This window comes from Clostridiaceae bacterium HFYG-1003, from assembly GCA_024579835.1.
Classification (GTDB): domain Bacteria; phylum Bacillota; class Clostridia; order Clostridiales; family Clostridiaceae; genus JG1575.
In genome coordinates, this window is the sequence record CP102060.1 from 3,149,115 (window position 1) to 3,172,682 (window position 23,568).

At 47.9% G+C, this 23,568-nt stretch carries 27 protein-coding genes and 1 tRNA gene; 25 read left to right on the top strand and 3 right to left on the bottom strand.

What is annotated here, in order from left to right:
* Positions 1-364 precede the first annotated feature (364 nt).
* Complete coding sequence (locus tag NQU17_14105; GenBank protein UUM11730.1) at positions 365-1,231, bottom strand: polyphosphate kinase 2 family protein; 867 nt, start codon at positions 1,229-1,231, stop codon at positions 365-367.
* A 54-nt stretch (positions 1,232-1,285) separates the two neighbouring features.
* Positions 1,286-2,113 (bottom strand): Cof-type HAD-IIB family hydrolase, encoded by an 828-nt coding sequence (locus tag NQU17_14110; protein UUM11731.1) that lies wholly within the window; start codon positions 2,111-2,113, stop codon positions 1,286-1,288.
* A gap of 203 nt (positions 2,114-2,316) precedes the next feature.
* Between NQU17_14110 and nagB the strand changes: the two genes are divergently transcribed.
* The 21 genes from nagB (at position 2,317) to rplL (ending at position 20,006) form a co-directional block, all read left to right on the top strand.
* Positions 2,317-3,069: a glucosamine-6-phosphate deaminase gene (nagB, locus tag NQU17_14115; protein ID UUM11732.1), complete on the top strand. Its 753-nt coding sequence runs from the start codon at positions 2,317-2,319 to the stop codon at positions 3,067-3,069.
* Positions 3,069-4,478, top strand: a complete 1,410-nt coding sequence (gene radA, locus NQU17_14120) for a DNA repair protein RadA (GenBank protein ID UUM11733.1) — start codon at positions 3,069-3,071, stop codon at positions 4,476-4,478. Before nagB ends, radA begins: the two co-directional genes overlap by 1 nt.
* Before the next feature lie 233 nt (positions 4,479-4,711).
* Positions 4,712-5,812 carry a PIN/TRAM domain-containing protein gene (locus NQU17_14125; protein UUM11734.1) on the top strand — a complete coding sequence of 367 codons (1,101 nt, stop codon included), beginning with the start codon at positions 4,712-4,714 and terminating at the stop codon, positions 5,810-5,812.
* 193 nt (positions 5,813-6,005) lie between these two features.
* A complete protein-coding gene (ispD, locus tag NQU17_14130) occupies positions 6,006-6,689 on the top strand; it encodes a 2-C-methyl-D-erythritol 4-phosphate cytidylyltransferase (protein UUM11735.1) in 684 nt (227 codons plus the stop codon).
* 268 nt (positions 6,690-6,957) lie between these two features.
* The gene (locus NQU17_14135; GenBank protein ID UUM11736.1) at positions 6,958-8,073 is read left to right on the top strand and encodes a hypothetical protein; all 1,116 of its coding nucleotides are present in this window, start codon (positions 6,958-6,960) and stop codon (positions 8,071-8,073) included.
* Between the two features lie 89 nt (positions 8,074-8,162).
* Positions 8,163-9,248 carry an FAD:protein FMN transferase gene (locus NQU17_14140; protein ID UUM11737.1) on the top strand — a complete coding sequence of 362 codons (1,086 nt, stop codon included), beginning with the start codon at positions 8,163-8,165 and terminating at the stop codon, positions 9,246-9,248.
* 205 nt (positions 9,249-9,453) lie between these two features.
* Positions 9,454-10,056, top strand: a complete 603-nt coding sequence (rpsD, locus tag NQU17_14145) for a 30S ribosomal protein S4 (GenBank protein ID UUM11738.1) — start codon at positions 9,454-9,456, stop codon at positions 10,054-10,056.
* Positions 10,057-10,286: 230 nt separating this feature from the next.
* Positions 10,287-11,171 (top strand): DMT family transporter, encoded by an 885-nt coding sequence (locus NQU17_14150; GenBank protein ID UUM11739.1) that lies wholly within the window; start codon positions 10,287-10,289, stop codon positions 11,169-11,171.
* A 334-nt stretch (positions 11,172-11,505) separates the two neighbouring features.
* A complete protein-coding gene (locus NQU17_14155; GenBank protein ID UUM11740.1) occupies positions 11,506-12,087 on the top strand; it encodes a 2'-5' RNA ligase family protein in 582 nt (193 codons plus the stop codon).
* On the top strand, positions 12,068-12,490 hold the full coding sequence (locus tag NQU17_14160) for a Mini-ribonuclease 3 (protein UUM11741.1): 423 nt from the start codon (positions 12,068-12,070) through the stop codon (positions 12,488-12,490). The genes NQU17_14155 and NQU17_14160 overlap by 20 nt, the downstream gene beginning before the upstream one ends.
* Positions 12,491-12,638: 148 nt before the next feature.
* Positions 12,639-13,514 carry a 23S rRNA (guanosine(2251)-2'-O)-methyltransferase RlmB gene (rlmB, locus tag NQU17_14165; protein UUM11742.1) on the top strand — a complete coding sequence of 292 codons (876 nt, stop codon included), beginning with the start codon at positions 12,639-12,641 and terminating at the stop codon, positions 13,512-13,514.
* A gap of 258 nt (positions 13,515-13,772) precedes the next feature.
* A tRNA-Thr gene (locus NQU17_14170) sits at positions 13,773-13,848 on the top strand.
* 28 nt (positions 13,849-13,876) lie between these two features.
* Positions 13,877-15,070: an elongation factor Tu gene (gene tuf, locus NQU17_14175; GenBank protein UUM11743.1), complete on the top strand. Its 1,194-nt coding sequence runs from the start codon at positions 13,877-13,879 to the stop codon at positions 15,068-15,070.
* 118 nt (positions 15,071-15,188) lie between these two features.
* Positions 15,189-16,334 carry a hypothetical protein gene (locus tag NQU17_14180; GenBank protein UUM11744.1) on the top strand — a complete coding sequence of 382 codons (1,146 nt, stop codon included), beginning with the start codon at positions 15,189-15,191 and terminating at the stop codon, positions 16,332-16,334.
* Positions 16,335-16,627: 293 nt separating this feature from the next.
* Complete coding sequence (gene rpmG, locus NQU17_14185) at positions 16,628-16,777, top strand: 50S ribosomal protein L33 (protein ID UUM11745.1); 150 nt, start codon at positions 16,628-16,630, stop codon at positions 16,775-16,777.
* Between the two features lie 20 nt (positions 16,778-16,797).
* Positions 16,798-16,995, top strand: a complete 198-nt coding sequence (gene secE, locus NQU17_14190) for a preprotein translocase subunit SecE (protein ID UUM11746.1) — start codon at positions 16,798-16,800, stop codon at positions 16,993-16,995.
* Between the two features lie 21 nt (positions 16,996-17,016).
* Positions 17,017-17,541, top strand: a complete 525-nt coding sequence (gene nusG / locus NQU17_14195) for a transcription termination/antitermination protein NusG (GenBank protein ID UUM13527.1) — start codon at positions 17,017-17,019, stop codon at positions 17,539-17,541.
* Between the two features lie 88 nt (positions 17,542-17,629).
* Entirely contained in the window at positions 17,630-18,055 is a 426-nt protein-coding gene (rplK, locus tag NQU17_14200) for a 50S ribosomal protein L11 (protein UUM11747.1), read from the top strand.
* A gap of 65 nt (positions 18,056-18,120) precedes the next feature.
* The gene (gene rplA / locus NQU17_14205; GenBank protein ID UUM11748.1) at positions 18,121-18,804 is read left to right on the top strand and encodes a 50S ribosomal protein L1; all 684 of its coding nucleotides are present in this window, start codon (positions 18,121-18,123) and stop codon (positions 18,802-18,804) included.
* A 232-nt stretch (positions 18,805-19,036) separates the two neighbouring features.
* Positions 19,037-19,567: a 50S ribosomal protein L10 gene (gene rplJ, locus NQU17_14210; GenBank protein UUM11749.1), complete on the top strand. Its 531-nt coding sequence runs from the start codon at positions 19,037-19,039 to the stop codon at positions 19,565-19,567.
* A 70-nt stretch (positions 19,568-19,637) separates the two neighbouring features.
* Positions 19,638-20,006, top strand: coding sequence for a 50S ribosomal protein L7/L12 (gene rplL / locus NQU17_14215; GenBank protein ID UUM11750.1), 369 nt, complete (start codon positions 19,638-19,640; stop codon positions 20,004-20,006).
* A gap of 352 nt (positions 20,007-20,358) precedes the next feature.
* Here the strand turns inward: rplL and NQU17_14220 are convergent, their stop codons facing one another.
* Positions 20,359-21,969: an IS1634 family transposase gene (locus tag NQU17_14220; protein UUM11751.1), complete on the bottom strand. Its 1,611-nt coding sequence runs from the start codon at positions 21,967-21,969 to the stop codon at positions 20,359-20,361.
* Between the two features lie 201 nt (positions 21,970-22,170).
* Here NQU17_14220 and NQU17_14225 point away from each other — a divergent pair, with 201 nt between their 5' ends.
* Genes NQU17_14225 through NQU17_14240 form a run of 4 tightly spaced genes read left to right on the top strand, consistent with a single transcriptional unit; the run spans position 22,171 to position 23,552 of the window.
* On the top strand, positions 22,171-22,347 hold the full coding sequence (locus tag NQU17_14225) for a Flp family type IVb pilin (GenBank protein UUM11752.1): 177 nt from the start codon (positions 22,171-22,173) through the stop codon (positions 22,345-22,347).
* Between the two features lie 50 nt (positions 22,348-22,397).
* Positions 22,398-22,553: a Flp family type IVb pilin gene (locus tag NQU17_14230; protein UUM11753.1), complete on the top strand. Its 156-nt coding sequence runs from the start codon at positions 22,398-22,400 to the stop codon at positions 22,551-22,553.
* Positions 22,550-23,134 carry an A24 family peptidase gene (locus NQU17_14235; protein UUM11754.1) on the top strand — a complete coding sequence of 195 codons (585 nt, stop codon included), beginning with the start codon at positions 22,550-22,552 and terminating at the stop codon, positions 23,132-23,134. The genes NQU17_14230 and NQU17_14235 overlap by 4 nt, the downstream gene beginning before the upstream one ends.
* Positions 23,135-23,144: 10 nt before the next feature.
* A complete protein-coding gene (locus tag NQU17_14240; GenBank protein UUM11755.1) occupies positions 23,145-23,552 on the top strand; it encodes a pilus assembly protein in 408 nt (135 codons plus the stop codon).
* Positions 23,553-23,568 lie beyond the last annotated feature (16 nt).

A 23,568-nucleotide genomic window follows, 5' to 3' on the forward strand; every position in this document is an offset into this window, starting at 1 on the left:
GGAAGAGCGGATCCCTGCTTTTGAAGTAGAGGAAGCCAGCTCCGATCAGGATGCCTGATCCCAGAGGGGGATCCCAAGGATGCCTTTACCCAGGATGCCTGTACCTCAGGAGGATTGATCTACAGAAAAGCTGTTCTTACATCGGCTGTTCTTCAACAGTTCATTCTCAGAGAGAAAGAGCCTGGGAGCACTGCTCCGGGGAATCGGTAAAAATAATTAACTCAATTACGTCAAAGCTGCCGCGGCCAATCTGGCCGCGGCAGCTGAATGGTTGGATAGTTTCTGATCCGGTGTGTTTTTAACCGAACCTAGGATTCGAAAGGGTCTGAGTACAATATCCACGCTGAGACAATATGCTCAGGTGTCAGCTTTTCTCATTGAGCAGCATGGTTCGGCATTCTTCCAGACTGGCCAGTTCCGCTTCGTTCAGGCGGGGATATTCCAGATGGAGATTCTCCAGCGTATCAACGATGATCTCCGAAGCCAGGAGACGGGCGTACCACTTCTTGTCGGCCGGGATGACATGCCAGGGCGCTTCCTTCGTGGCGGTGTGCTGGATAGCATCTTCAAAGGCATCCATGTAGTCATTCCAGTGACCGCGTTCCGCGACATCACCGGCGGAGAATTTCCAGTTCTTGGCCGGGTCTTCGATGCGTGCCAGGAAGCGCTTGCGCTGCTCTTCCTTCGATACATTCAGGAACAGTTTGATGGGGATAATTCCGTTCTCAAACAGGTAGGTCTCGAAATTTCGGATCTGACGGAAGCGCTGCTTCCAGATGGAGGGATCGAGCAGTCGATCCGGCATCTGGGATCCTTCGATCAGGTTATGAACCCGGACAACCAGCACATCCTCGTAATGCGAGCGATTGAAAATCCCGATCCGGCCGCGTTCCGGCAGGTTTTTGGCAATACGCCACAGATAGTCATGATCCAGATCTTCACTGGTCGGCTGCTTGAACGAGACGACCTGGCAGCCCTGTGGGTTGACTCCGGACATGACATGCTCGATCAGACCGTCCTTGCCGGCAGCGTCCATGGCCTGAATGATAATCAGCAGAGCATATTCGTTCTGAGCATACAGCTTATCCTGGAGCACCTTCATTCGTTCGATGTTGTCGGCCATCGCCCGTACTGCCTCCGCTTTGCTGCGGTAATCCCCGGTGTCTCCCGGATCATGCTCTTTCAGTTTAAATTTCTCGCCTGAGGTCACAGTATACTTGTCCAGTTTCATCGGATTCCCTCCTGGAATTATCTATTGGTTACAGGGAGTGCAGGGACACGGATATTACAAATCCAGCAGTTCCCGCAGGGTTTTGGCGATTGCATCGGTGGTGTGGTCGCCGATGACATAGTTGGCGGAGTCTTTGAGCAGGTCGCAGGCGTTGCCCATGGCAAAGCCAATGCCGGCGGTCTGGATCAGTTTCAGATCATTTTCACCATCGCCGAAGGCGATGATATTCTCTGGGGCAATGCCATGGGACAGAGCCAGGATTTGAGCGGCGGATCCTTTGTTGGAGAATTTCGGTATGATTTCGACATTGCTGGCGGCGGATGATTCGATATTGAACCGGCCCATGGCTTCCAGATCCCGGCGCAGAGCCTGCAGCCGATCCGGGTGATTATTGGAAATGACGATGCCGTTGATGTAGAAGCCTGCGTATTTCATGTATTCATTGCGGCTTCGGACGTGGATACTCTGGATGGTCAGACTGCCCTTGTTGACGATATTGCTGAAATAGGCCATGCGCAGTGCCCAGCCCAGTGAGGTATGGTAGACCTTGTAGAGGGAATCAAAGGACAGTGTCAGATTATGGAAATGGGTCAGGTCATATAGATCTTCCAGCTGATCAGGGGGGATCTGGTCCATCCGGATGATTCGCCCGTCCCGTTCAATCACTGCCCCGTTGGAACAGATCAGCTCGACGGGGGTAGGGATCAGGTGGCGGATTTTACAGGCTGATTTGTAGAGCCGACCCGTGGCGATGGAGACAATATGCCCGGCCTGGGTCACTCTTCTCAGAATTTCAAGGTTCTCCGAAGAAATCTGTTTGGATCGGTCCAGCAGCGTGCCGTCCAGATCAAAGCAAATGAGTTTTTGGCTGTTTCGGTCCATGGGCATCCTCCGATCCGTCTTTTCTTCAGTATATCAGATGAGCTGGCGGGCCGGCGCAAAAAGAAGCTCATTCCGGTGAGCAGAAAAAACCTGAAAAGAGAAGTTCAAGACAATTACTATAGTATAATAAAGAGAGAGAATTCGACGAAAAACCACCACTTATATGATAAAAAAACAAAAATCTGTCGGAAAAGGAGATTAATTTGAAATTTATCATTCAAGATAACAAAGAGCAGATTGCCTACACCGCAGCCGACCTCGTGGAAGAAGCCGTTCGGCAGCATCCCACCGGGATCCTGGGTCTGGCCACCGGATCCAGCCCCGTGGGGACGTATAAGGAACTGATCCGGCGTCATCGCAAGGAAGGACTCGATTTTTCCAGGATAACCACGATCAATCTGGATGAGTATGTTGGCCTGGATGAATTCCATGAGCAGAGCTACCGCCATTTTATGAACCACAACCTGTTTGATCATCTCAATATCAACAAGAAGAATACCTATGTACCCCGAGGGGATGCCCTCAATCCGGAAGAGGAAGCCCGCCATTACGAGGAACTGATCCGCCGGCTGGAGCCGGCCAGGATTCAGGTTCTGGGGATCGGGGTCAACGGCCATATCGGGTTTAACGAGCCGGCTGAAGATTTCACGGTGCCGACTCATGTTGTGACACTGACCCGGGATACGATTGAATCCAACGCCCGGTTCTTTGATTCACCCATGGATGTCCCGAGACAAGCCATTACCATGGGCGTCGGAGGCATACTGCGGGCACAGCGGATCCTGCTGATCGCGACGGGTGAGGGCAAGCAGCAGGCGGTGAAGGCACTGGAGGACGGCCGCATTCTGCCCTCCAATCCATCCACCATACTGAAAGTTCATCCGGACGTCATCGTACTGTGCGACCGGGCAGCGGCGGCACTGCTGGACGAACGCACAGTCAGGCAGGCAGAATAATGGCAAAGCAGAAATCAGTCTATGTCTGTGCCCAGTGCGGTTATGAGTCCGCCAAGTGGCTGGGTCGCTGTCCCGACTGCAACAGCTGGAATTCTTTCACCGAAGAAGTGAAGGTTGCGAAAGAAGCTGCCAAAATGGTGAAATCCAAAGGAATTAGCGCTCAGAATATGCCCCGGCTGGTGGGGGAGATTGAGTCCTCGGAAAAAGCCCGGCTGGACACGGGATTGCCGGAGCTGAACCGGGTACTGGGCGGTGGCCTGATCAAAGGATCCCTGACCCTGATCTCAGGAGACCCCGGCATCGGAAAATCCACGCTGCTTCTGCAGTGTGCCGGTTCCATCGCAAATCAGTATGGCAAAGTTCTGTATGTTTCAGGCGAGGAGTCGGAGGAACAGATTAAAATGCGCGCGGATCGTCTGAATATCCGGACGGATCAGCTGTACGTCGTCTCAGAAACCCAGATTTCAGTGGTGGAGGAGCATATCCGTACCCTGAATCCAGTGTTCTGTATCATTGACTCCATCCAGACCCTGTTCTCGGATCAGCTGACTTCAGCGCCGGGCAGCGTGTCGCAGGTCCGGGAATGCTCTTCGGAGCTGATGCGCCTGGGCAAGACCAACCAGCTCCCCCTGTTTATTGTAGCCCATGTCACCAAAGCAGGAGATCTGGCTGGCCCGCGTGTGCTTGAACACATGGTGGATACCGTTCTGTCCTTTGAAGGCGAACGGACCGGTGATCTGCGCATCCTGCGCACCGTCAAGAACCGCTTTGGCACCACCTCTGAAATCGGGGTATTTGAAATGCGGGAAGAAGGATTGATGGAAGTTTATGATCCCTCCCGCCTCTTCCTGGAAGAAACTCCGGGCGAGGGGACCATGGTGATTGGAATCATGGAAGGAACCCGGCCGATCTTAGTGCAGGTTCAGTCCCTGGTGGCGGAAACCAAAATTGTGATGCCGCGGCGCACTGCGGTCGGGCTGGATACCACCCGACTCAACATGCTGCTGGCCGTCCTGGAGAAAAAAGTCCGGGTGCCGTTCTACGCCAGCGATGTCTATGTCAATGTGGTGGGAGGACTCCATATTGAAGGAACCGGTGCCGACCTTGGCCTTGCCCTGTCGCTTATTTCCTCTGCCAAAACCAGGGAAATCAAGGTTTCACGGGCCGTGGCAGTCGGTGAAATTGGTCTGACGGGGGAGGTGCGGCCCGTATCCAAGGCGGAACGCGTCATCGCCGAAGCCGCCAAACTGGGATTCGAACATGCCATCATTTCTTCCAGACAGCAGATTCGCAAAGCCCCGGAAGGCATTCGCCTGATCCGGGTTGCGACGGTTCGCGAAGCTTATGAAGAGCTGTTTGGCGCAGCCAAACGAGGCAAACGGAATTCAGAGGATCCGGAATCGGTCTAAAGAGATTGCGCTGAGACCTGAAATAAGAAAAATATGAAAAATCGGAAGTCTGCTGACAAATGCAGCAGACTCCGATGAGCTGACATTTGATGAATAAACAAAAATATTTCGATGGCTTTAATTTAAATTTCATTGGAAAAAGGTATGATTAATGTATATGTTGTTCAATCGTTACCGAATTAAGTTTTGGGGAAGCGGATTGGGCTGGAAAAAATAATAAAAGGAGGTGCTTTATGTTAAAAAATATTCTGAAGGCAATTTTTGTCCTGATCGGCGCAGCATCGGGATGGCTTCTGGGAGTGTTTTTGCTCAGCCTTGAGTTTATCAAGCCAATCGGCATAACGCAGAATGTCATCGCTAAATATTCCGTCAATGGAATTCTCGCACTTTTACTTGCTTTTATCTTTTTTATACTTTCTCCGATCTTCATCAGATACATCATAAGAATGGTTGAAGCGGTGGATAAGAATTTCCAGAAAATGGCACTGGCGGAAGTTTTCCTGGGAGCTGTGGGAGGGCTGCTGGCTCTTTCGATTTCCTATCTTCTGGCAACTAAAGCGTTGTATGAAATTCGGTATGTGGGATCAGCCCTGGCTCTGTTGGTCAATGTGCTGGCGTTCTTCATCGGCGCTAACATCGCCATTAAGAAAAGAGACGAACTGACGCAGATGTTTTCCAATCTGCGCACGGGAAAGCTGGCTCAGGGGAAAGGGGCTTCGACCAAGCGCTCGGATTTTGACGGGGAGCCCAAAGTGCTCGATACCTCAGTCATCATCGATGGCCGGATCTTTGATATCTGCCAGACTGGTTTTGTCGAAGGAACCCTCGTTATTCCGAACTTTGTTCTGGAAGAGCTCCGGCACATCGCCGATTCATCGGATTCCCTGAAGCGCAATCGCGGCCGCCGGGGACTGGATATCCTGAACAAGATTCAGAAGGAACTCGACATTGAAGTCCGGATCTGGGATCGGGAGGTCAAGGAAGCCCGGGAGGTCGACGTAAAACTGCTGAAGCTGGCGAAAGAGATCGGCGGCAAAGTAGTAACCAACGACTATAATTTGAACAAAGTCGCGGAATTCCAGGGTGTACCGGTGCTCAACATCAATGAACTGGCCAATGCAGTCAAACCAGTGCTGCTGCCGGGCGAAGAGCTGTCCATCCTGGTTGCCAAGATCGGCAAGGAACAGAATCAGGGCATCGGCTATCTGGATGACGGCACGATGATCGTCATTGAGAACGGACGCCGCTATGTCAACGAAACCATTGATGTCATTGTGACCTCGGTTCTGCAGACCGCTGCCGGCCGCATGATATTCGCCCGGCCGAAAGATTGATCTTCTGGTTCAGGCGGATCGCTTGATTCACGGAAGTGTTTCAGCAGAGCATAAAGAACTTAGCAAGCAGTTAGCATTTAGCAGTTAGCATTTAGTGGTATGTACTATGTAGTAAGTAGCATGTAAAAACTAAGTAGCAGCTGCGTCAAATCAATCATGAACAAAGTTTTTCAGTGAAACAGGAGAAAACGATATGGTCAGCACAATCATTGTGGCGGCCGGATCTGGTAAAAGGATGGGAAAATCGATCAATAAGGTCTTTCTGGACCTGAACGGTTATCCCGTCCTTTTTCATACCATCCGGGCCTTTGAAGAACACCCAGAGGTAGATGAAATCATACTGGTATTAAAGGAAGAGGAAATGGCTTACTATCAGCAGTATTTCACCGGTTTCGGCTTTCAGAAGGTACGACAGCTGGCAGCAGGGGGAGCTGAGCGGATGAATTCCGTCCGTAATGGGCTTAATTGCCTGGGTGAGGATTCGGAGCTGGTCCTGATTCATGACGGCGCCCGGCCCTTTGTGCGAAGCGAACTGATCACAGAGGGGATTGAGCAGGCCAGACGCTGGGGAGCGGCCTGTCCCGGTGTTGTGCCCAAAGATACCATCAAGCGAGTGGATGAGGAGGGGCTGATTTATGCGGAGCTTCCCAGAGATCAGCTGAGAGCCTTGCAGACACCGCAGGTTTTTCGTACGGCCAAGCTCCGGGAACTGATGGAACGTGCCTTCTCCAAGGGAATGCTCTATACTGATGATACCGCTCTGTTTGTGGAGGCGGGGGAATCGGTCAAAATATTCCCGGGGGATTATCACAACCTGAAAATTACTACAGCGGAAGATTTGGAGCTGGGTCGGATCCTGATGATGGACGTAGATTAGTCTGTGATTTATCGACGAAAATGCTTATGATTCAATGACTATTCGTGTTTTAGAGTTCTGCGGATGATAAGGTTATCATCGAATGAATACGAAAATGATGACGATTTCTATATCGGGAAAAGCAAATATTTGGAGATGATTAATAATTGGTCGTAAAAAATACGATATCGTAAGATTTAATTGCGCGCTATTGATTTAACAAACCTTTGTGGTAGAATTACATCCGTAACAATAAGGTAACCATAAAAAACCACAAAGGAAGGGTAAAATGAACAAGAAAATCTCTGTTTTAGCAGCTTCTGTACTGAGCTTAAGCTTACTGGCATCCTGTGCCGGTGGAACCACGACTACAACTGCCGCAGGTACAACCGCAGCAGGAACCCAGGCAACCTCCACAACCGGAGCTGTTGAAGGACCGAAGGCTGCTGCCGCCGGATCCATCGTTAAGTTAGGTCTCGGATCAAAGACTTCCGTCGCCAAGTCCTCTGACTTCACCGCTGACAAAGCTGGTGCAGCTCAGGCTGACGTTGTAATCGCTGCAGTTGGTTTTGACAAGGACGGCAAAGTTGCTTCCATCAAGATTGACAACGCACAGACCAAAGTAGAATACAATGCTGACGGTTCCCTGAAGACCGATCCGGCTGCTGCTCTCAAGACCAAGCAGGAAAAGAAAGAAGAATACGGCATGATCAAGGCTTCCAAGATCGGCAAGGAATGGTTCCAGCAGGCAGAAGCCCTTGGCGCCTGGATGCAGGGAAAAACCGTTGAAGAAATCAAAGCCATGAAGACCAAGAAGGGTGCAGACGACGCTCATCCGGCAGTTCCGGACGAAGCTGATCTGGCTACTTCCGTATCCATCACGGTTCAGGATTACATCGCAGTTGTCGAAGAAGCATGGCAGAACGCTGTTGAAGTTGCTGAAGGCGCTGACAAGGTTGGTCTGGGAGTCCAGATCTCCATTGCCAAGTCCGCTGGTAAGACTGCAGACAAGGGTGCTGCTGCTCAGATTGACACCACCATGACCGCTGTTGCTCTGAAGGGCGACAAGGTTGCCGCTTCCGTTCTCGACGTGGTTCAGGCCAAGGTCGCTTACGATGCAGCAGGCAAGATCACTTCCGACAAGGTTGCTGAAGTTCCTTCCAAGGTTGAACTGGGAGAAGCTTACGGCATGAAGAAAGCTTCCAAGATCGGCAAGGAATGGTTCGAGCAGGCGAAGGCTCTGACGAACTGGACTGTCAACAAGACAGCTGCTGAAATCAAGGGAATCGAATCCGAAGAAAAAGACGGCAAGAAGCTCGTTAAAGGCGACCTGGCTACTTCTGTTTCCGTAGGAGTCGCTGATTACCTCACAGTATTCGACGAAGCCATCGCAACCGCAAGATAATAGAATGAACAGGGGGCAGCCGCCCCCTTTCTTTTTTTCTTTTTTTTTGCTATATTCGGGAGGAAACTCAAGCCAAAGGAGGCACTGATTTGAAAAAATGGTTGAATAAGATCATTCCGCTGGGCCTGGCTGTGGGACTCTTTGTGGGAACCTTGTCCGGCTGCTCGCCGCAATATAAAGAATACCGGGATACTTTCATCACGGTGGAGGGTGTCGAAGTATTCAACACCGTATTTACCGTGATGGCCTGGGAAAAATCTGAGGCTGACTGGAAGAAGCATTATGCCAAAATTCAGGAGCTGGTACTGAAATACCACAAGCTGTTTGACTACTACAATGAATACGAAGGCATCAACAACATTAAAACCATCAATAACAAAGCGGGGGTTGAGCCAGTCAAAGTCGACCCGTCAATCATCGATATGATCAAACAGGCTCGCTCACTCTATGATGTCACCGGTCGGGAAACCAACATCGCCATGGGCGCGGTGACGATGATCTGGCATAATGTCCGCGAACACAACATGCCCTCGGCAGGGGAAGAAGTTCCTGAATCCGAGATGATTATTCCGACCCAGGCGGAGCTGGATGAAGCCGGACTGCATACCGATTTTGACAAGGTGATCATTGATGAAGCCGCCTCTACGGTCTATCTGGAAGATCCTAAGATGAAGCTCGATGTCGGTGCCCTGGCCAAAGGATATGCCACGGAACTGGTAGCGGATGAACTGAAAGCCATGGGCATGGAAAACGGATTGATGTCTGCCGGAGGCAACATAAAATCCATCGGAGCGCCCAAGCTGAAGGAGAAGCCGGACTGGGGCGTTGCCGTTACCGATCCGATCAATCCGAATTCCTACCTGGACATTGTCTTCCGGCTGGATGCCGATCAGTCGGTAGTAAGTTCCGGTGATTACGAACGGTTCTTCACCTACCAGGGGAAACGCTACCACCATCTGATTGATCCGAAAACCTGGCAGCCCGGGGAATACTTCTCCCAGGTGACCGTTATCACCGATGATTCCGGCAAGGCCGACTTCCTGTCCACCACCTTCTTCCTCCTGCCCTATGAGCAGGGCGTGACCCTGGCAGAAGAGCTGGATGTCGCAGTTACCTGGATCTTTAAGGATGGGACGATGAAGATGAATGACAAAGCCAAGGGCATGCTCAAATAGGAAACTTCGAATAAGGATGAGACATCCGCTGCCTTTGCAGGCAGTATCGAATTGGTATGATTAAATAACTGGAAAAAGTTCACAAATTGAAAGGCCGCGAAATCAGGCAAAGGTATTTACAACATCAAAAGGAATTGCTATATTTGTTGATGGCATTACCCTTATTTAATACCGCGGCAAGTATTATAATACCGGAGGGAAAAAAATGGCAAAAATGATGGGACCTAAGTTCAAGCAGTCCAGAAGACTCGGTCTGAACGTATCAGGTCATCCAAAAGCAATGAAGAGGGCAGAAAAATCCAGGGGTTCATCCCGCGCGGACAAAAAACTGACGGAGTACGGAACTCAGCTTCTTGAAAAGCAGAGACTGAGAGCTTACTACAATGTCCTCGAAAAACAGTTCGTAAAATATGTGGACAGAGCGATGAGAACCAAAGGACAGACTGGTCCTGAGCTTCTGAATATGCTTGAACTGAGACTTGACAACATGGTATACCGTATGGGATTTGCTAATTCCATCAGACAGGCCAGACAGATGGTCAACCATGGTCACTTCCTGGTCAATGGAAACAAGATCGACATCCCGAGCTACGGCCTGAAGGTCGGTGACGTTGTGGAATTGAGAGAGAAATCCCGCAAAACCGAAATGTTCACTGAAAACTTCAACGGCATCCAGGGAACACCGATTCCTTACATCGAGAAGGATCTTGCTAATTTCAAGGCTACTGTAACCAGACTGCCACAGCGGGAAGAACTCCCCATCGAAATTAACGAACAGCTTATCGTTGAATTCTACTCCAGAAGATAGGATCCAATGAATCAGGATACCTCGTATCATGCGGGGTGTCCTTTTTTCTTGTCAGTGAAACTGACATAGTCCAAGCCAGGCTCTATCAAGTATAATGGAATCAACCAAGAGGTTGGACAACATTCCGGGATAACAGGCGGAGTTAAGAGCGGTAAGAAGGAATCCTGGATCGCAATAATTAATTTACAGTATTTTTCAGTTTTAATAATTGACCTAAAGGCGGACTTATCATGCAATATATCGGAGAATTATCGGCTCTTGCCGCAGCGATGGCCTGGGCGATCTGTGCGGTGATCACAGAGCGTACGACCCAGCAGATCAAAGCCAATGACTTGAATCTGTTTGTGAAACTGGCCGGATTACTCTTAATCAGCCTGATTATTCCATTTACTGGGGGCAGTCTGATTCCCCTTGGGGTGACCCCGGCGGCCTGGTTCTGGCTGATCCTGTCCGGAGTCATTGGATTCGCTGTGGGGGACAGTTTCCTGTTCCAGGCTTATCAGCTGATTGGGGCGAAGGTTACTTTAATGATCTTTTCGCTCGCGCCCATTATTACGGCATTTTTCGGCTGGATCATTTTCGGGGAAGCCCTTACACTCTATGTCTTTTTAGGCATGGCTCTGGTATTATTCGGACTCTTCCTGGTTGTGATGGAAGGCGGCGGCGGTAAAATCCGGCTGCGCTTCTCCGGAAAAGGCATTCTGGTTGCCATCGCGGCTGCAGTCGGTCAGGCCCTGGGCGTGATCCTGTCAAAACAGGGCATGGGAGCCATCGATGCCATGACAACCACCCAGATTCGACTCATCGGCGGCGTGGCGGCTATGCTCGTGATGTATCTGAAGGCTCGCAGTCAGCCTGACTGGAACGTGTTCCGTGATCAAAAACTGGCTGCCGTCACCCTGTTCAACTCATTCTTAGGCACGGTGGTCGGCGTTACGCTGTCCATGGTTGCCATCGCCAATACCCTGGCTGCCGTCGCCTCCACTCTGATGGCCGTGACGCCGGTTATGGTTCTGCCCATCTCCTTTCTTTTCCTGAAGCAGAAGATGGACTGGCGTGAAGTCGCCGGAGCTCTCCTCAGCGTGCTGGGGATCGCGGTATTGTTTATTCTGTAAGGTGTCCTTATAAGAAAAATACATCAGGAGATGATTCTCTGATCGTTGCGGTATTAAGGAAGGACGGGTCCATAAATGTAAACTGCTGAATTCTACATTGCTTACTTCAATCTTGCTGAATTCAAACATCGAGGAATTCAAACATCGAGGAATTCAAACATCAAGGAATTCAACACCGAGGAATTCAACCTCGAGGAATTCAAACATCAAGGAATTCTCATCCAGGGATGGTCCACTTAATATATTTCTTCAGAGAAGCTATTTAGAAAAACACATCGATCTCGGAATATCTGACACTGCTGTTATGAGGCCTTGCTGACTGGGGGTGAACTCATTGAAAGAAGGACATTACTTGTGCGTACTTGGGATGTTTGACGAGGAAACCAACGAGCTGTTCAACCAGTTGGATGGAAGGCTCCAGGATGCTCAGCTGAGAACCCTGGGCTTCTTTCAGGATGATCCCTGGCATTTCTCGTTGGGGGTTTATTTCGATCTGGAGCCGGAGGAACTCAAAGCCTGGGTGGGGCAGGTGGCATCGGAGTATGAGCCGATCACCCTGCGGTTCAATCATTTGGGATTATTTCCCAGGGTATTGTTCGTGGAGCCGGCATTCTCCTGGCCTTTGAGAAATTTGTATGAACGACTCCATGAAAAGTATGATGATCTGCATGGCGATTATGAGGAGACATCCCGCCGCCATGGCCTGTTTACGCCCCATGTTTCGATCATTTTTACCTATGAGCAGCTGCCTCTTGCGGTGGAAGTCATGTCTAACCACTTTCAGCCGTTTTATGGTAGAATGTCAGAGCTTCTTATCTACGAATACGTTATTAAGGGAGACAAGTCATTTCCGGTTCGTCCGGTGGCATCGATCCCTCTGAAAAAGACCCTGAAGAATGGAGAACATCATGATTGAACAAATGACCCCTGATGAAGCAAGACAGTTGAATCCACTGAACCTGGCCTTTATTGGCGATACGGTCTGGGAAGGATTCATCCGGGATCGGATCTTCCCGAAATTAAAAAATCATCCGGCATCGGTGCTTCATCAGACCTGCGTTCGCTATGTCCGGGCAGACGCGCAGAGTGATGCGCTGGAAGCAATTCTGGATTCGCTGACAGAAGAAGAGGTTACCATGTTCAAGCGGGGCCGCAACCAGAAGAGTGCCCATGTCCCCAGAAATGCCGTTTTGGCGGATTATCGACGGGCCACCGGGTTTGAAGCTCTTTTGGGATATCTCTACCTTACAGCTCAATCTGACCGGCTGCAGGAAGTAATGGATTTGGCTTTCCACGCGATGATCGGTCCGACTGAGTGATGAAAAATGAATTAGCAAGCCGCATATCCTTGGTGGCAGACCGGGGTACTTGTGATCAGGACCGATAAGTACACAGAAAAAATAAATGAAATGTCGTTCTATTGAAGCGGCAAACCAAGCGAGAAATAATCGAAATGAGGAAACAGTAATGAGAACAGGAAAAAGAACTGATGCCAAGAAACAGTCAGGTTCCAGATATTCCAAGCCGAAGGCAGAGAAGGACCCGAACGTCAGAATTGTAAAGCAGATCATTGTCAAGGAACCGGAGCGCAAGGTCGATGAGAACCTGGTATACGGAAGAAACGCTGTCATCGAGATCCTGAAGAGTGATCGCAGCATTGAAGTGATCTACGCCGCCGATGGTGACAAAGAAGGTTCCATCCTTAAAATTCTGGGCATGGCCAAGGATCGCAACGCTCTGGTGAAATTTGTGGACCGGAAAAAGCTGGATCAGCTCACGGATCGGGCGAATCATCAGGGGATCGCTGTGCGGGTGACGGACTTCGTTTATTCCGAGGTTTCCGATATTCTGCGCATTGCCAAAGAACGGAAGGAAGATCCGTTTATTATCCTGTTGGATGAAATCGAAGATCCGCATAATCTGGGTTCCATTATCCGTACTGCGGAGCTGTGCGGTGCCCATGGCATTGTCATTCCCAAGCGCCGCAGCGTGGGTGTGACTGCCACGGTATACAAGACGAGTGCCGGTGCAGTGGAGAATATGGCTGTCGCTCGCGTAACGAATCTGGCTCAGGAGACCGAAGAACTGAAAAAGAAGGGTGTATTTATCTATGGAGCGGACATGGAAGGAAGTGTTCTGGCTCATGAAGCGGACTTCTCTGGTCCCTGCGCACTGGTCATCGGTAATGAAGGAAAGGGAATTTCCAGGATCATGCGGGAGAAATGTGACCAGGTAGTCTCCATTCCTATGGTCGGAAAACTGAATTCACTGAACGCTTCAGTGGCTGGTGGAATTCTAATGTATGAAGTGATGAAGGGACGAATCCTGAAAAGCGATAAGTAAACCTATGGATTGATGCTGAGTTGATTCGACAATCTACGGATTTTGATGAAATTTATTAAAAAAGAAGAATTCCGGGAAAATGGCGAAATATCCATTGTGTCCCGGAGTTCTTTCACTTATAATAGTCTTCGGGTCCTTTATAACTGAATATCATTGATAGGATCGCTTGGGAAACCAGGAGATGCCAACAAGGAAATTGTCCGGTTTTCATTGACATGGATGGGTTGCTTTTGGTATAGTTTATTCTATCAGTTTAATGCCCACATAGCTCAGTCGGTAGAGTGCTGCCTTGGTAAGGCAGAGGTCGGCGGTTCAAGTCCGCTTGTGGGCTCCATTTTTATTTATTCACTGGAGGAACAATAATGGGAAAAGCGAAATTTGAAAGAACCAAACCCCATGTTAACATTGGAACCATTGGTCACGTTGACCATGGCAAGACCACTTTGACCGCGGCCATCACGACCGTTCTGTCCAAGAAGGGATACGCCAATGCTACCAAGTATGACGAAATAGATAAGGCACCGGAAGAAAAAGAAAGAGGAATCACGATCAACACCGCCCACGTTGAGTACGAGACGGACAACCGTCACTACGCACACGTAGACTGCCCCGGACATGCTGACTATGTCAAGAACATGATCACCGGAGCGGCTCAGATGGACGGAGCGATCCTGGTTGTTTCCGCCGCTGACGGAGTTATGCCCCAGACCAGAGAGCACATCCTGCTCGCTTCCCGTGTAGGCGTTAACTACATCGTTGTTTTCCTGAACAAGGCAGACATGGTAGATGACCCGGAACTGCTGGAACTGGTAGAAATGGAAGTCCGCGACATCCTCAACGACTACGATTTCCCGGGAGATGACACACCGATCATCGCCGGCTCCGCTCTGGAAGCTCTGAACAATCCGGAAGATCCGGAAAAGATCAAGCCGATCCTGGATCTGATGGACGCTGTTGACAGCTACATCCCGACCCCGGAAAGAGCAACCGACAAGCCGTTCCTGATGCCGGTAGAAGACGTGTTCACGATCACAGGTCGAGGAACCGTAGCCACCGGAAGAGTGGAAAGCGGAATCCTGAAAGTTGGCGATGAACTTGAAATCGTTGGACTCAAGGAAGAGAAGACAAAGACCGTCTGCACCGGCGTAGAAATGTTCCGTAAGCTGCTGGATCAGGCTCAGGCCGGAGACAACATCGGAGCCCTGCTCAGAGGCGTACAGAGAGCTGACATCGAAAGAGGTCAGGTTCTGGCGAAGCCGAACAGCGTGAAGCCGCACAGAAAATTTGTTGGACAGGTATACGTACTGAAGAAGGAAGAAGGCGGACGCCACACCCCGTTCTTTGACGGATACCGGCCGCAGTTCTACTTCCGTACAACGGACGTAACAGGATCCATCAAACTGCCGGATGGCATGGAAATGGTTATGCCTGGGGATCATATCGACATGAACGTTGAGCTGATCACACCGGTAGCTATGGACGAAGGACTCCGTTTCGCAATTCGTGAAGGCGGCAGAACCGTAGGTTCAGGCGTCGTAACCACGATCAAGGAATAAGACATACAACACCCAGAGGTCAGCCTGCGCTGACCTCTGTTTTATTATTTTGTATTTCCCTCTATGGTGTAGGATAATGGAGATAGAGTATATATGAGACGGGGAGAATAATATAACCATGGACGAACTGAAAAGAAAGCAATTGATCAGACAAATCGACAAAGGATGGGCGGACCAGGCTTCCTATTTGCTGGGAGTCGATGAATCGGTCAGAGCGAAGGGGAAAAAAGTCGAGTTTCTTCTCTCACTGAGGGATTCAACCCCAGAGCTGCTGCTATTTATCCTGCATCCTGCCATCCAGGGGGTGCTTCTTCATGTCCTGGGTCCCCACCTGGGTAAGAAAGTAAGCAAGTCGAAAAAAGAAGCGCTGAACGCTGAAATTCGTGAGATTATTTCTGACCTGAAGGAAGATGGATACCGGGTTGCTGTGCCGAATGATTCGGTGATGTCCTCCCTTGCCTTTGCGGAACTGCTGATCGAAGAGGAGATTTTGCCGGAGGTTCTTTTGAAGTGGGATGATGACGTCATTAATACGCTTTCGATGCAGATGATTGCCCGTGAAATCTGGAACCTCATCAATTTCTACGGCTTGATTGAGCCCAAGGAACTCCTGCGGATTCATGCTGCCCTGCGGGACGAACAGTCTCCCCTAGATGAGGACATGCTCCAAACGGCGTACAGCTACATTACCTTGAATTTGTCTCATGATATTTTCAGAGAAGAGTTTGGGGGAGTTGACTATATCGGTTCCGAATATATGAATATTGATGCGGATGAAATTCTGGAGGATCGTGAAGGGTTCGAGGAAGACTACGCAATTCCCGAGCTGAAGGATCTGATCGAAATGGATTACGGCATAAGTGACAAGGATATCATGATGCTGGCTCAATACATCGAGAACTGCTTCCAGGTGACCCCCGAGTTTGAGGAGATATTAAAAAAAACAGAGCTTATGCATGAATTAATTGTCGCTCTGCGTGGAGACAAAGGATTTGAAATCGAATCCTATCTCCAGGAGGAGTACGGACTGGAGTACAAGGAGGAGAATCCTCAGCTGAGGGATCAGTATTACAAGGAACTGTTTGTTAACACTCCGCTGTACGGTTTGAAAGGTCATACCATCCTGGAACTTGGCTATGAGGAGGAGGACTTCTCGTCATTTGATGAGGGCGATCTGGCCGATGATGATCTTTTGTCTGATGAATTGCCGTTCCGGTTGCTTCGTCCGGGCGATGATCAGGACAACGACGATTTTCTGCATTAGCCTGAACATTATGTTTGGTTCAATCAGCCAATGCAGCCTGCGCATGCATTGGCTGATTGATTTTTTTCGTGTCAGGAATTCCTTGGGGCAGAGCCCCAGCCAAATGTTAGCCCAAACATTTGGGCGAAAATAATAGGAAATGGGTAGGATCCGTGTTATAATGGAAAATGCGTAAATTGGGGAAAAAATATTGACACACCAGGTACTGTGTGATAAAGTTACTTGGTGATATGTCCAAGTGACATATTATTTTTATCCTTAAAAATAGTCATGGGATTTGGAGGTGCAGAAGAGTGAGAGTTAAGATCACAATGGCTTGCACAGAATGTAAGCAGAGAAACTACAACACAATGAAGAACAAGAAGAACGATCCGGAAAGACTTGAGATGGAAAAGTACTGCAAGTTCTGTCAAAAGCACACATTGCATAAGGAAACCAAGTAATTAAGTAAGGATGTGAAGAGATGGCTTCTAAAGAAGGCGGAATCATTAACTTTCTCAAAGCGGTAAAGCGCGAGATCGAAAAGACAACATGGCCAACTTCCGATAAAGTTCAGAAGGCGATCGCAGCAGTAGCTGTCATTGTCCTGATCTATGCATTACTTACTGGAGTATTTGATTTCCTGATCGGTTTAGTCATGCAGTACGTACTGCAGGTATAGGAGACGGAATATCCAATGGAAATGGGTAAAGCAGGATGGTATGTTGTTCATACTTATTCCGGTTATGAGAATAAAGTAAAAGTTAACCTTGAAAAAGCAATTGAAAATCGAGGACTTGAAGCGCTGATCCAAGAGGTTGAAGTTCCACTGGAAGAAGTCACAGAACGCAAAGATGATGGTACCGAAAAGAAAGTTCTCCGCAAGAAATTTCCGGGATACGTACTGGTCAAGATGGTCATGACGGAAGAGACCTGGTACGTCGTTCGTAACATCAGAGGCTGCACCGGTTTCGTTGGCGCTAAGTCAAATAGTCCCGTACCTCTTTCAGAAGAAGAAGTACGCGCAATGGGCATCCGCGAAGTACGCCCGAAAATGAACATCAATGTGGGGGAAGCGGTCACCATTGTTTCCGGTCCCATGAAAAACTTCTCTGGAATCGTCAAAGAAATCCACGAGGAGAAACGTAAGATCAAGGTTGAAGTCATGATGTTTGGCCGGGAAACCATGGCCGAAATGGACTTTGACCAGGTAGAAATCATCAGGTAGTCTATAAAGCTTTTTACAGCTTTTATAGTGGGAGGTCATCAAAACTAAATGGATGGCCGAAATTACCACAATATAGGAGGAAATACGTATGGCAAAGAAAGTCACAGGAATGATCAAGCTTCAGCTTCCTGCAGGAAAGGCCACACCGGCTCCGCCAGTCGGACCGTCACTTTCACAGCACGGCGTCAACATCATGGGATTCTGTAAGGAATTCAATGAAAAGACAAAGAACCAGATGGGTTACATCATTCCGGTAGTAATCACTGTCTACCAGGACAGATCCTTCAGCTTCATCATGAAGACTCCCCCTGCTGCCGTTCTGATTAAGAAGGCTGTAGGAATCGAGTCCGGATCAGGCGTACCGAACAAAACCAAGGTAGCCAAGCTGACCCAGGAACAGCTGAGACAGATCGCAGAGACTAAGATGCCTGACTTGAATGCAGCTTCTGTAGAAGCAGCTATGGCGATGATCGCCGGAACTGCCAGAAGCATGGGCGTCACAGTCGAGGAATAGAATAAGTAACTCACATATAGTGGGAGGCTAAAAAACCGTTATAACCACAAGGAGGAAATGAATAAATGGGAAAGAATTATCTTGAAAGCGCGAAGCTCGTAGACCGCGCTGCACTCTATACACCGGAAGAAGCACTTGATCTGGCGGTTAAGACTGCCAAGGCCAAGTTCGATGAAACCATCGAGCTCCATGTACGCCTGGGTGTTGACCCAAGACATGCTGACCAGCAGGTCAGAGGAGCTGTCGTTCTGCCGAACGGAACTGGTAAGACTGTCCGTGTCCTGGTATTCGCCAAAGGCGAAAAGGCTGCGGAAGCTCAGGCTGCCGGCGCTGATTATGTTGGAGAAATGGACCTCGTTGACAAGATCCAGAAAGAAAACTGGTTCGATTTCGACGTAGTTGTCGCTACTCCTGACATGATGGGTGCCATCGGACGCCTCGGACGTGTACTGGGACCCAAGGGCCTCATGCCTAACCCGAAGTCCGGAACCGTTACCTTTGATGTAACCAAGGCTCTGGAAGAAATCAAGGCTGGTAAAGTTGAGTACAGACTCGACAAAACCGCTATCATCCACGTTCCGATCGGGAAGAAGTCTTTCGGACCGGAAAAGCTGGGCGTGAACTTCAAGGCTGTCATGGATGCGATTGTTAAGGCTAAGCCTGCAGCAGCAAAGGGACAGTACGTGAAGTCCATCTCCGTATCTTCCACCATGGGACCTGGCATCAAGGTTAACCAGAACAAGTTCTAAATCGCTTTTTCTGAATACCATAGAAAGTATTTGACGAATAATATCTTTCATGGTATCCTTGTAAAGCACTCAAAACAAAACTAAATCGATTTTCCAAAGACAGCCGGTAACAGGTAAATCCAGCCGAGGAGATCATTTCATATAACTCATACGAGTTAGAAAAGGTCTTTTTCTGCTGTCTTTGCAGAAAAGACCTTTTTTAGTTACGCACTTTAAAGAGGAGGTGTACAGGTTGTCAAACACGATCAGAGAGAAGAAAGAACAGGTAGTCAGTGAGATCAGAGAACTCATTGATAGTTCCAAGTCTGTCATCGTGGTCAACTATCAGGGTATCAACGTTGAAACGGATACTGAACTGAGAAAGATCATGAGAGAGAATAACGTTCAGTATAAAGTATTGAAGAACACCATGGTTGAACTTGCTATGAAAGACAAGGATGCCGCGGACTTCGTACAATATCTGGATGGACCGAACGCTTTTGCTTTTGGCGCAGATGAAACATCAGCAGCTAAAATCCTTAAGAAGTTCATCGCTGATAAGAAGAAGCTGGAGATCAAAGGCGGCTTTGTGGATGGAAAAGTCTACAATGCAGCTCAGGTTACCGAACTTGCCGATATGCCGTCAAAGGAAGAACTTATCGCCAAGCTGCTCGGTTCCCTCAAGAGCCCAGTATCCAATCTTGTCTACGTTCTGCATGCATTGTCCCCAACCACCAGGTTTACTTACATGGTTAAGGCTCTCGCAGACAAAAAAGCTGAATAACATCGCCTGATGATTTCATCATCAAACACCAATCAAAAAAACTATATTCAAATTTTGGAGGATATCAAAAATGACTAAAGAACAGATCATTGAAGCAATCAAAGGTATGAGCGTTCTCGAACTGAACGACCTCGTTAAGGCTTGTGAAGAAGAATTCGGAGTTTCCGCAGCAGCTCCCGTAGCCGTTGCAGCAGCACCTGCAGCAGCAGCAGCTGTTGAAGAAGAAAAGACTGAATTCGACGCAATCCTCGCAGTTGTCGGCGACCAGAAGATCAAGGTTATCAAGGTTGTCAGAGAACTCACCGGACTCGGACTGAAGGAAGCTAAGGACCTCGTTGACGGAGCTCCCAAGCCCCTGAAGGAAGCTGTCACCAAAGAAGAAGCAGAAGAAATCAAGACCAAGCTTGCTGAAGTTGGCGCAACTGTCGAAGTTAAGTAATTTCCAAGCAACACATGGCGAAGATCTCACGATCTTCGCCATTGCTTTTTTTGCACATCCAAGGTTTATCCCCAAAATTATAATCGTTAATTTTTCTTAACATATCAATTAGCCCAACTAACAATTCACAATTTTCTCATGGTACAACAGACAAACTAGTTGCTGAAATTATAATAATATTAAAAACTATAGCTATTATTCTATAAAGTTCTAAAAAACAATCATTTGTAACTTAGATTATTTCCAGTATTATAATTCTCTATTATGAAAACCTTACAATGTTTCCGATGTGTTAATAGTTTGCAATTATTCTTTTCTATTGACTTACAACCTGGATTCCCGGAACACATAACTATGATGGGGTCTCAACACCCATGAATTCATAGATCAACTTCTGTTTGTTGAGAATCTCACCAACCCTCAAGTCATGGCCTGGGTTTTCAAAGCACTCTATGACGTCCAGCTTGTCCAGCAGAGACTGCATTGTGTAATCTTTGAACATTCCTTTATCCTGCATCTGCTTTTTGAGGTAGGACAAATAGATGAGCGCGACGAAGGCCACAAAGAGTTTTCCATCCAGGCTTTTTTCTGAGGAAACCAAGAGTCGCCTCAGATTGAGCCGTTCCTTGATATTGCCGAAGGCCTTTTCCACCAGATCTTTATTCCGATACAGCGTCAAAGCCGTGATGGCATCCATCTTTTCATTGGTCATCAGCGCAAAGAATCCAAAATAGCGCTTCGTCTGTTTGACCACATCTTCTTTCACGGTAACTTTAATGCCCCTTACCGGGGTATCTGTCACTTCAAAGTATTTCTTGTAGAACGTCTCATGATCGGGATTACGTTTTCCGCTTAGGATTTCCCCCTTCATCGACAGCAGTCGTCGATCAAAATGAGCTTCTTCATCCGCGTATTTTTCAATGTTGAAGTAAGCGTGCAGGTAGACCCGGCGTTTTTCTCGGATGACATCTTTCTTGTTGGGGCGTTCTTTTTGAAACTCCCAGTCAGTCAGAATGGTTGAGGAGTATAAGCCATATTGCTCATCCAGGTTTTCAAAGGATCGGATGCTGTCATAGATCCCGTCGATATGTCTTCGGATATAGGCCAGATGCGTGCCAGCGGCAATGATGAACTTCAGTCGCTCCCCAAGAAGCGCATTGATATTGGCTTCACTGTAAAATCCCCGGTCCATGACCAACTTGACTTTATCGAAGCCCAGCACTTTGAAATCAGCCAGCAAATTTTTGATCGTGCTGACATCTGGAATGTTGCCAGAGAGCTTTCTGTAATAAAACGGCAACCCTGAGTCTTGTCCAAAGACCAAGGCCAGGTTCAGCTGCGCCAGGGGGTCATTTTCTTTGTTTTTCCCGTACTGGACCTGACGAAGGGTTTGGGAATAACTCGACACCGAGGTGGTGTCATAGGCCCAATACTCATCGGGCTGATGGCGCTTGGCAAGACAGCTGAAAAAACGTTGTTTGGACTCTTCCGAGATGCCCGCAAACAGCTCGCTGCTGCGCTGAGATGGGATATTGGCTCCATAGGGATGCCGGTGGAGCGTACTCCATTTTTCAAATCGAAACAAGGGGGAATCGCTCTCCAGGATCAGATAATAGGCGATGGATTGAATCTGCTTGTAGAGAGAGGGAAAGCAAGCCTTGAGGTCCTCTGTAAGCCCGAGAGAGTCTCCGATTTGATCCAACAGATACGTGGCACCGTAGAACTTACGATCAGCTACGGTAAAGGGCACAGGGCCAGGCTTGACTTCAGTTGTACCCGCCTCTGGGTTCCGACGTTTTTTACCCCGTCCATCCGTTGGGATGATTTCGCCGGTGACCGGATCTCGTTTGCCGATGAGCGACCGTTTGGACCGAGGCTGTTGTTTTTCCTTATCCCAATGGGAAACTGATTCATAAACATAGGTAATTCCGCTGCGCTTATCGAACTGATTAACAATGGCCATAATACGCCCTCCTAGTTATGTATAGTGTAACACATAACTAGGATATTCGCAAGGCTTTATAGCTGTAAAGTAAGTAATATCAATAGTTTTTGAGAAAATACAAAGGATTCCTCGTTAGGTGAACCGGGAATCCAGGTTACAAAAACCAAGATGATAGTATGAAGTCAACAAATTGAGGTAATCACATTGGAGGGGAACAGAATGGATTTTATTAAAAACATTTGGACAGAGGAAGAAGGCCAAGGATTGGTAGAGTATGGTCTAATCATTGCATTAATTGCAGTAGCATTAATTGCTGTACTTGGATTTATGAGCGGAGGTCTTCAGAAGGTATTTGGCGGAGTTAGCACTAAGCTCAATAGTGTTACAGTTCCCTAAGAAGTTGCTAGCCCCCAGTAAGGGGGCTATTTTTCAAATGAGGAATTATTATGAGAGAAATCATTTATTCTGACTCAGGACAAGGATTGACTGAGTATGCTTTGATACTATCTTTAGTTATTATAGGATTAATCTTCTTTGTCACTCAGTTTGGCGATTCCTTAGTTACTCTTTATCAAGACCAAATTAATGGGAAGTTACCATGATCAATGTAATAAAAGTTATAGTTGTATTGTCATTAATTTTCGTTGCTGCTATAAGTGACTATAAATTCAGGAAAATCCCGAATCGATTAACAGTTCCTTTTGCGCTGATCGGTTTGGGATTTAATGCACTTATAGATTTTCCTAATGGGATATTAACCGGTGTTTTCGGATTTTTTGTTGGATTTTTAATCTTTCTGCTACCATATATAATGAAGGGGATGGGAGCTGGGGATGTTAAACTGATGGCGGCAATTGGTGCAATCACTGATTGGCGTTCAGTTATATATGTTGCCTTATTTACAGCTGTACTGGGAGGATTTATTTCACTGATCAGTAGAGCTAGAGCTGGACAAGTAGGCTTAACATTAAAAAGAACTGGAAGACTAATCTTATTCTATTTTTTTTCTTTTATGGAAAAAATTACGTCACTACCAACAATGAATTATCGTAAAGAAAAATACCGCTTGAAAATGACGGATTCAAAAGTCGATTATATCCCATATGCAATTGCGATAGCAGGCGGCTGTGTTGTTACAATTGTATTTTCAAGATTGGGATTGATCCAAGGATTGTCGATATAGGAGGTTCTCCATGAAAAGTCTAATAACTTTGAAAAAAAAAGAATCAGGCCAGGCACTCGTTGAATTTGCGCTGATTTTACCGATTTTACTGCTATTAATAGTAGCAGTAATAGATTTCGGGTGGCTTTTCATGGCGAAAATTCGAGTGACGAACGCTGCCCGGGAAGCTGTGCGATATTATGCCGTTCATAAAGATACAGGAAGCACTGAATCAGCGGTTGAAACCAAACTAAAAACCATAGCTAAAGATAGTCTGGATTTTGTTGACAATGCTGATTTATCGGTTGATGCTTCATTTCCGGCTGGTCAAAAAGTCAGTGTGAATGTTACAGCGAGTGTGGCGCCTTTGACCAAACTATTCTTTTCAACCGATGTTACTATTAGCTCTGAAGCTTACATGCGAGTAGAATACGATTAACAGGTTATGCGGGGTA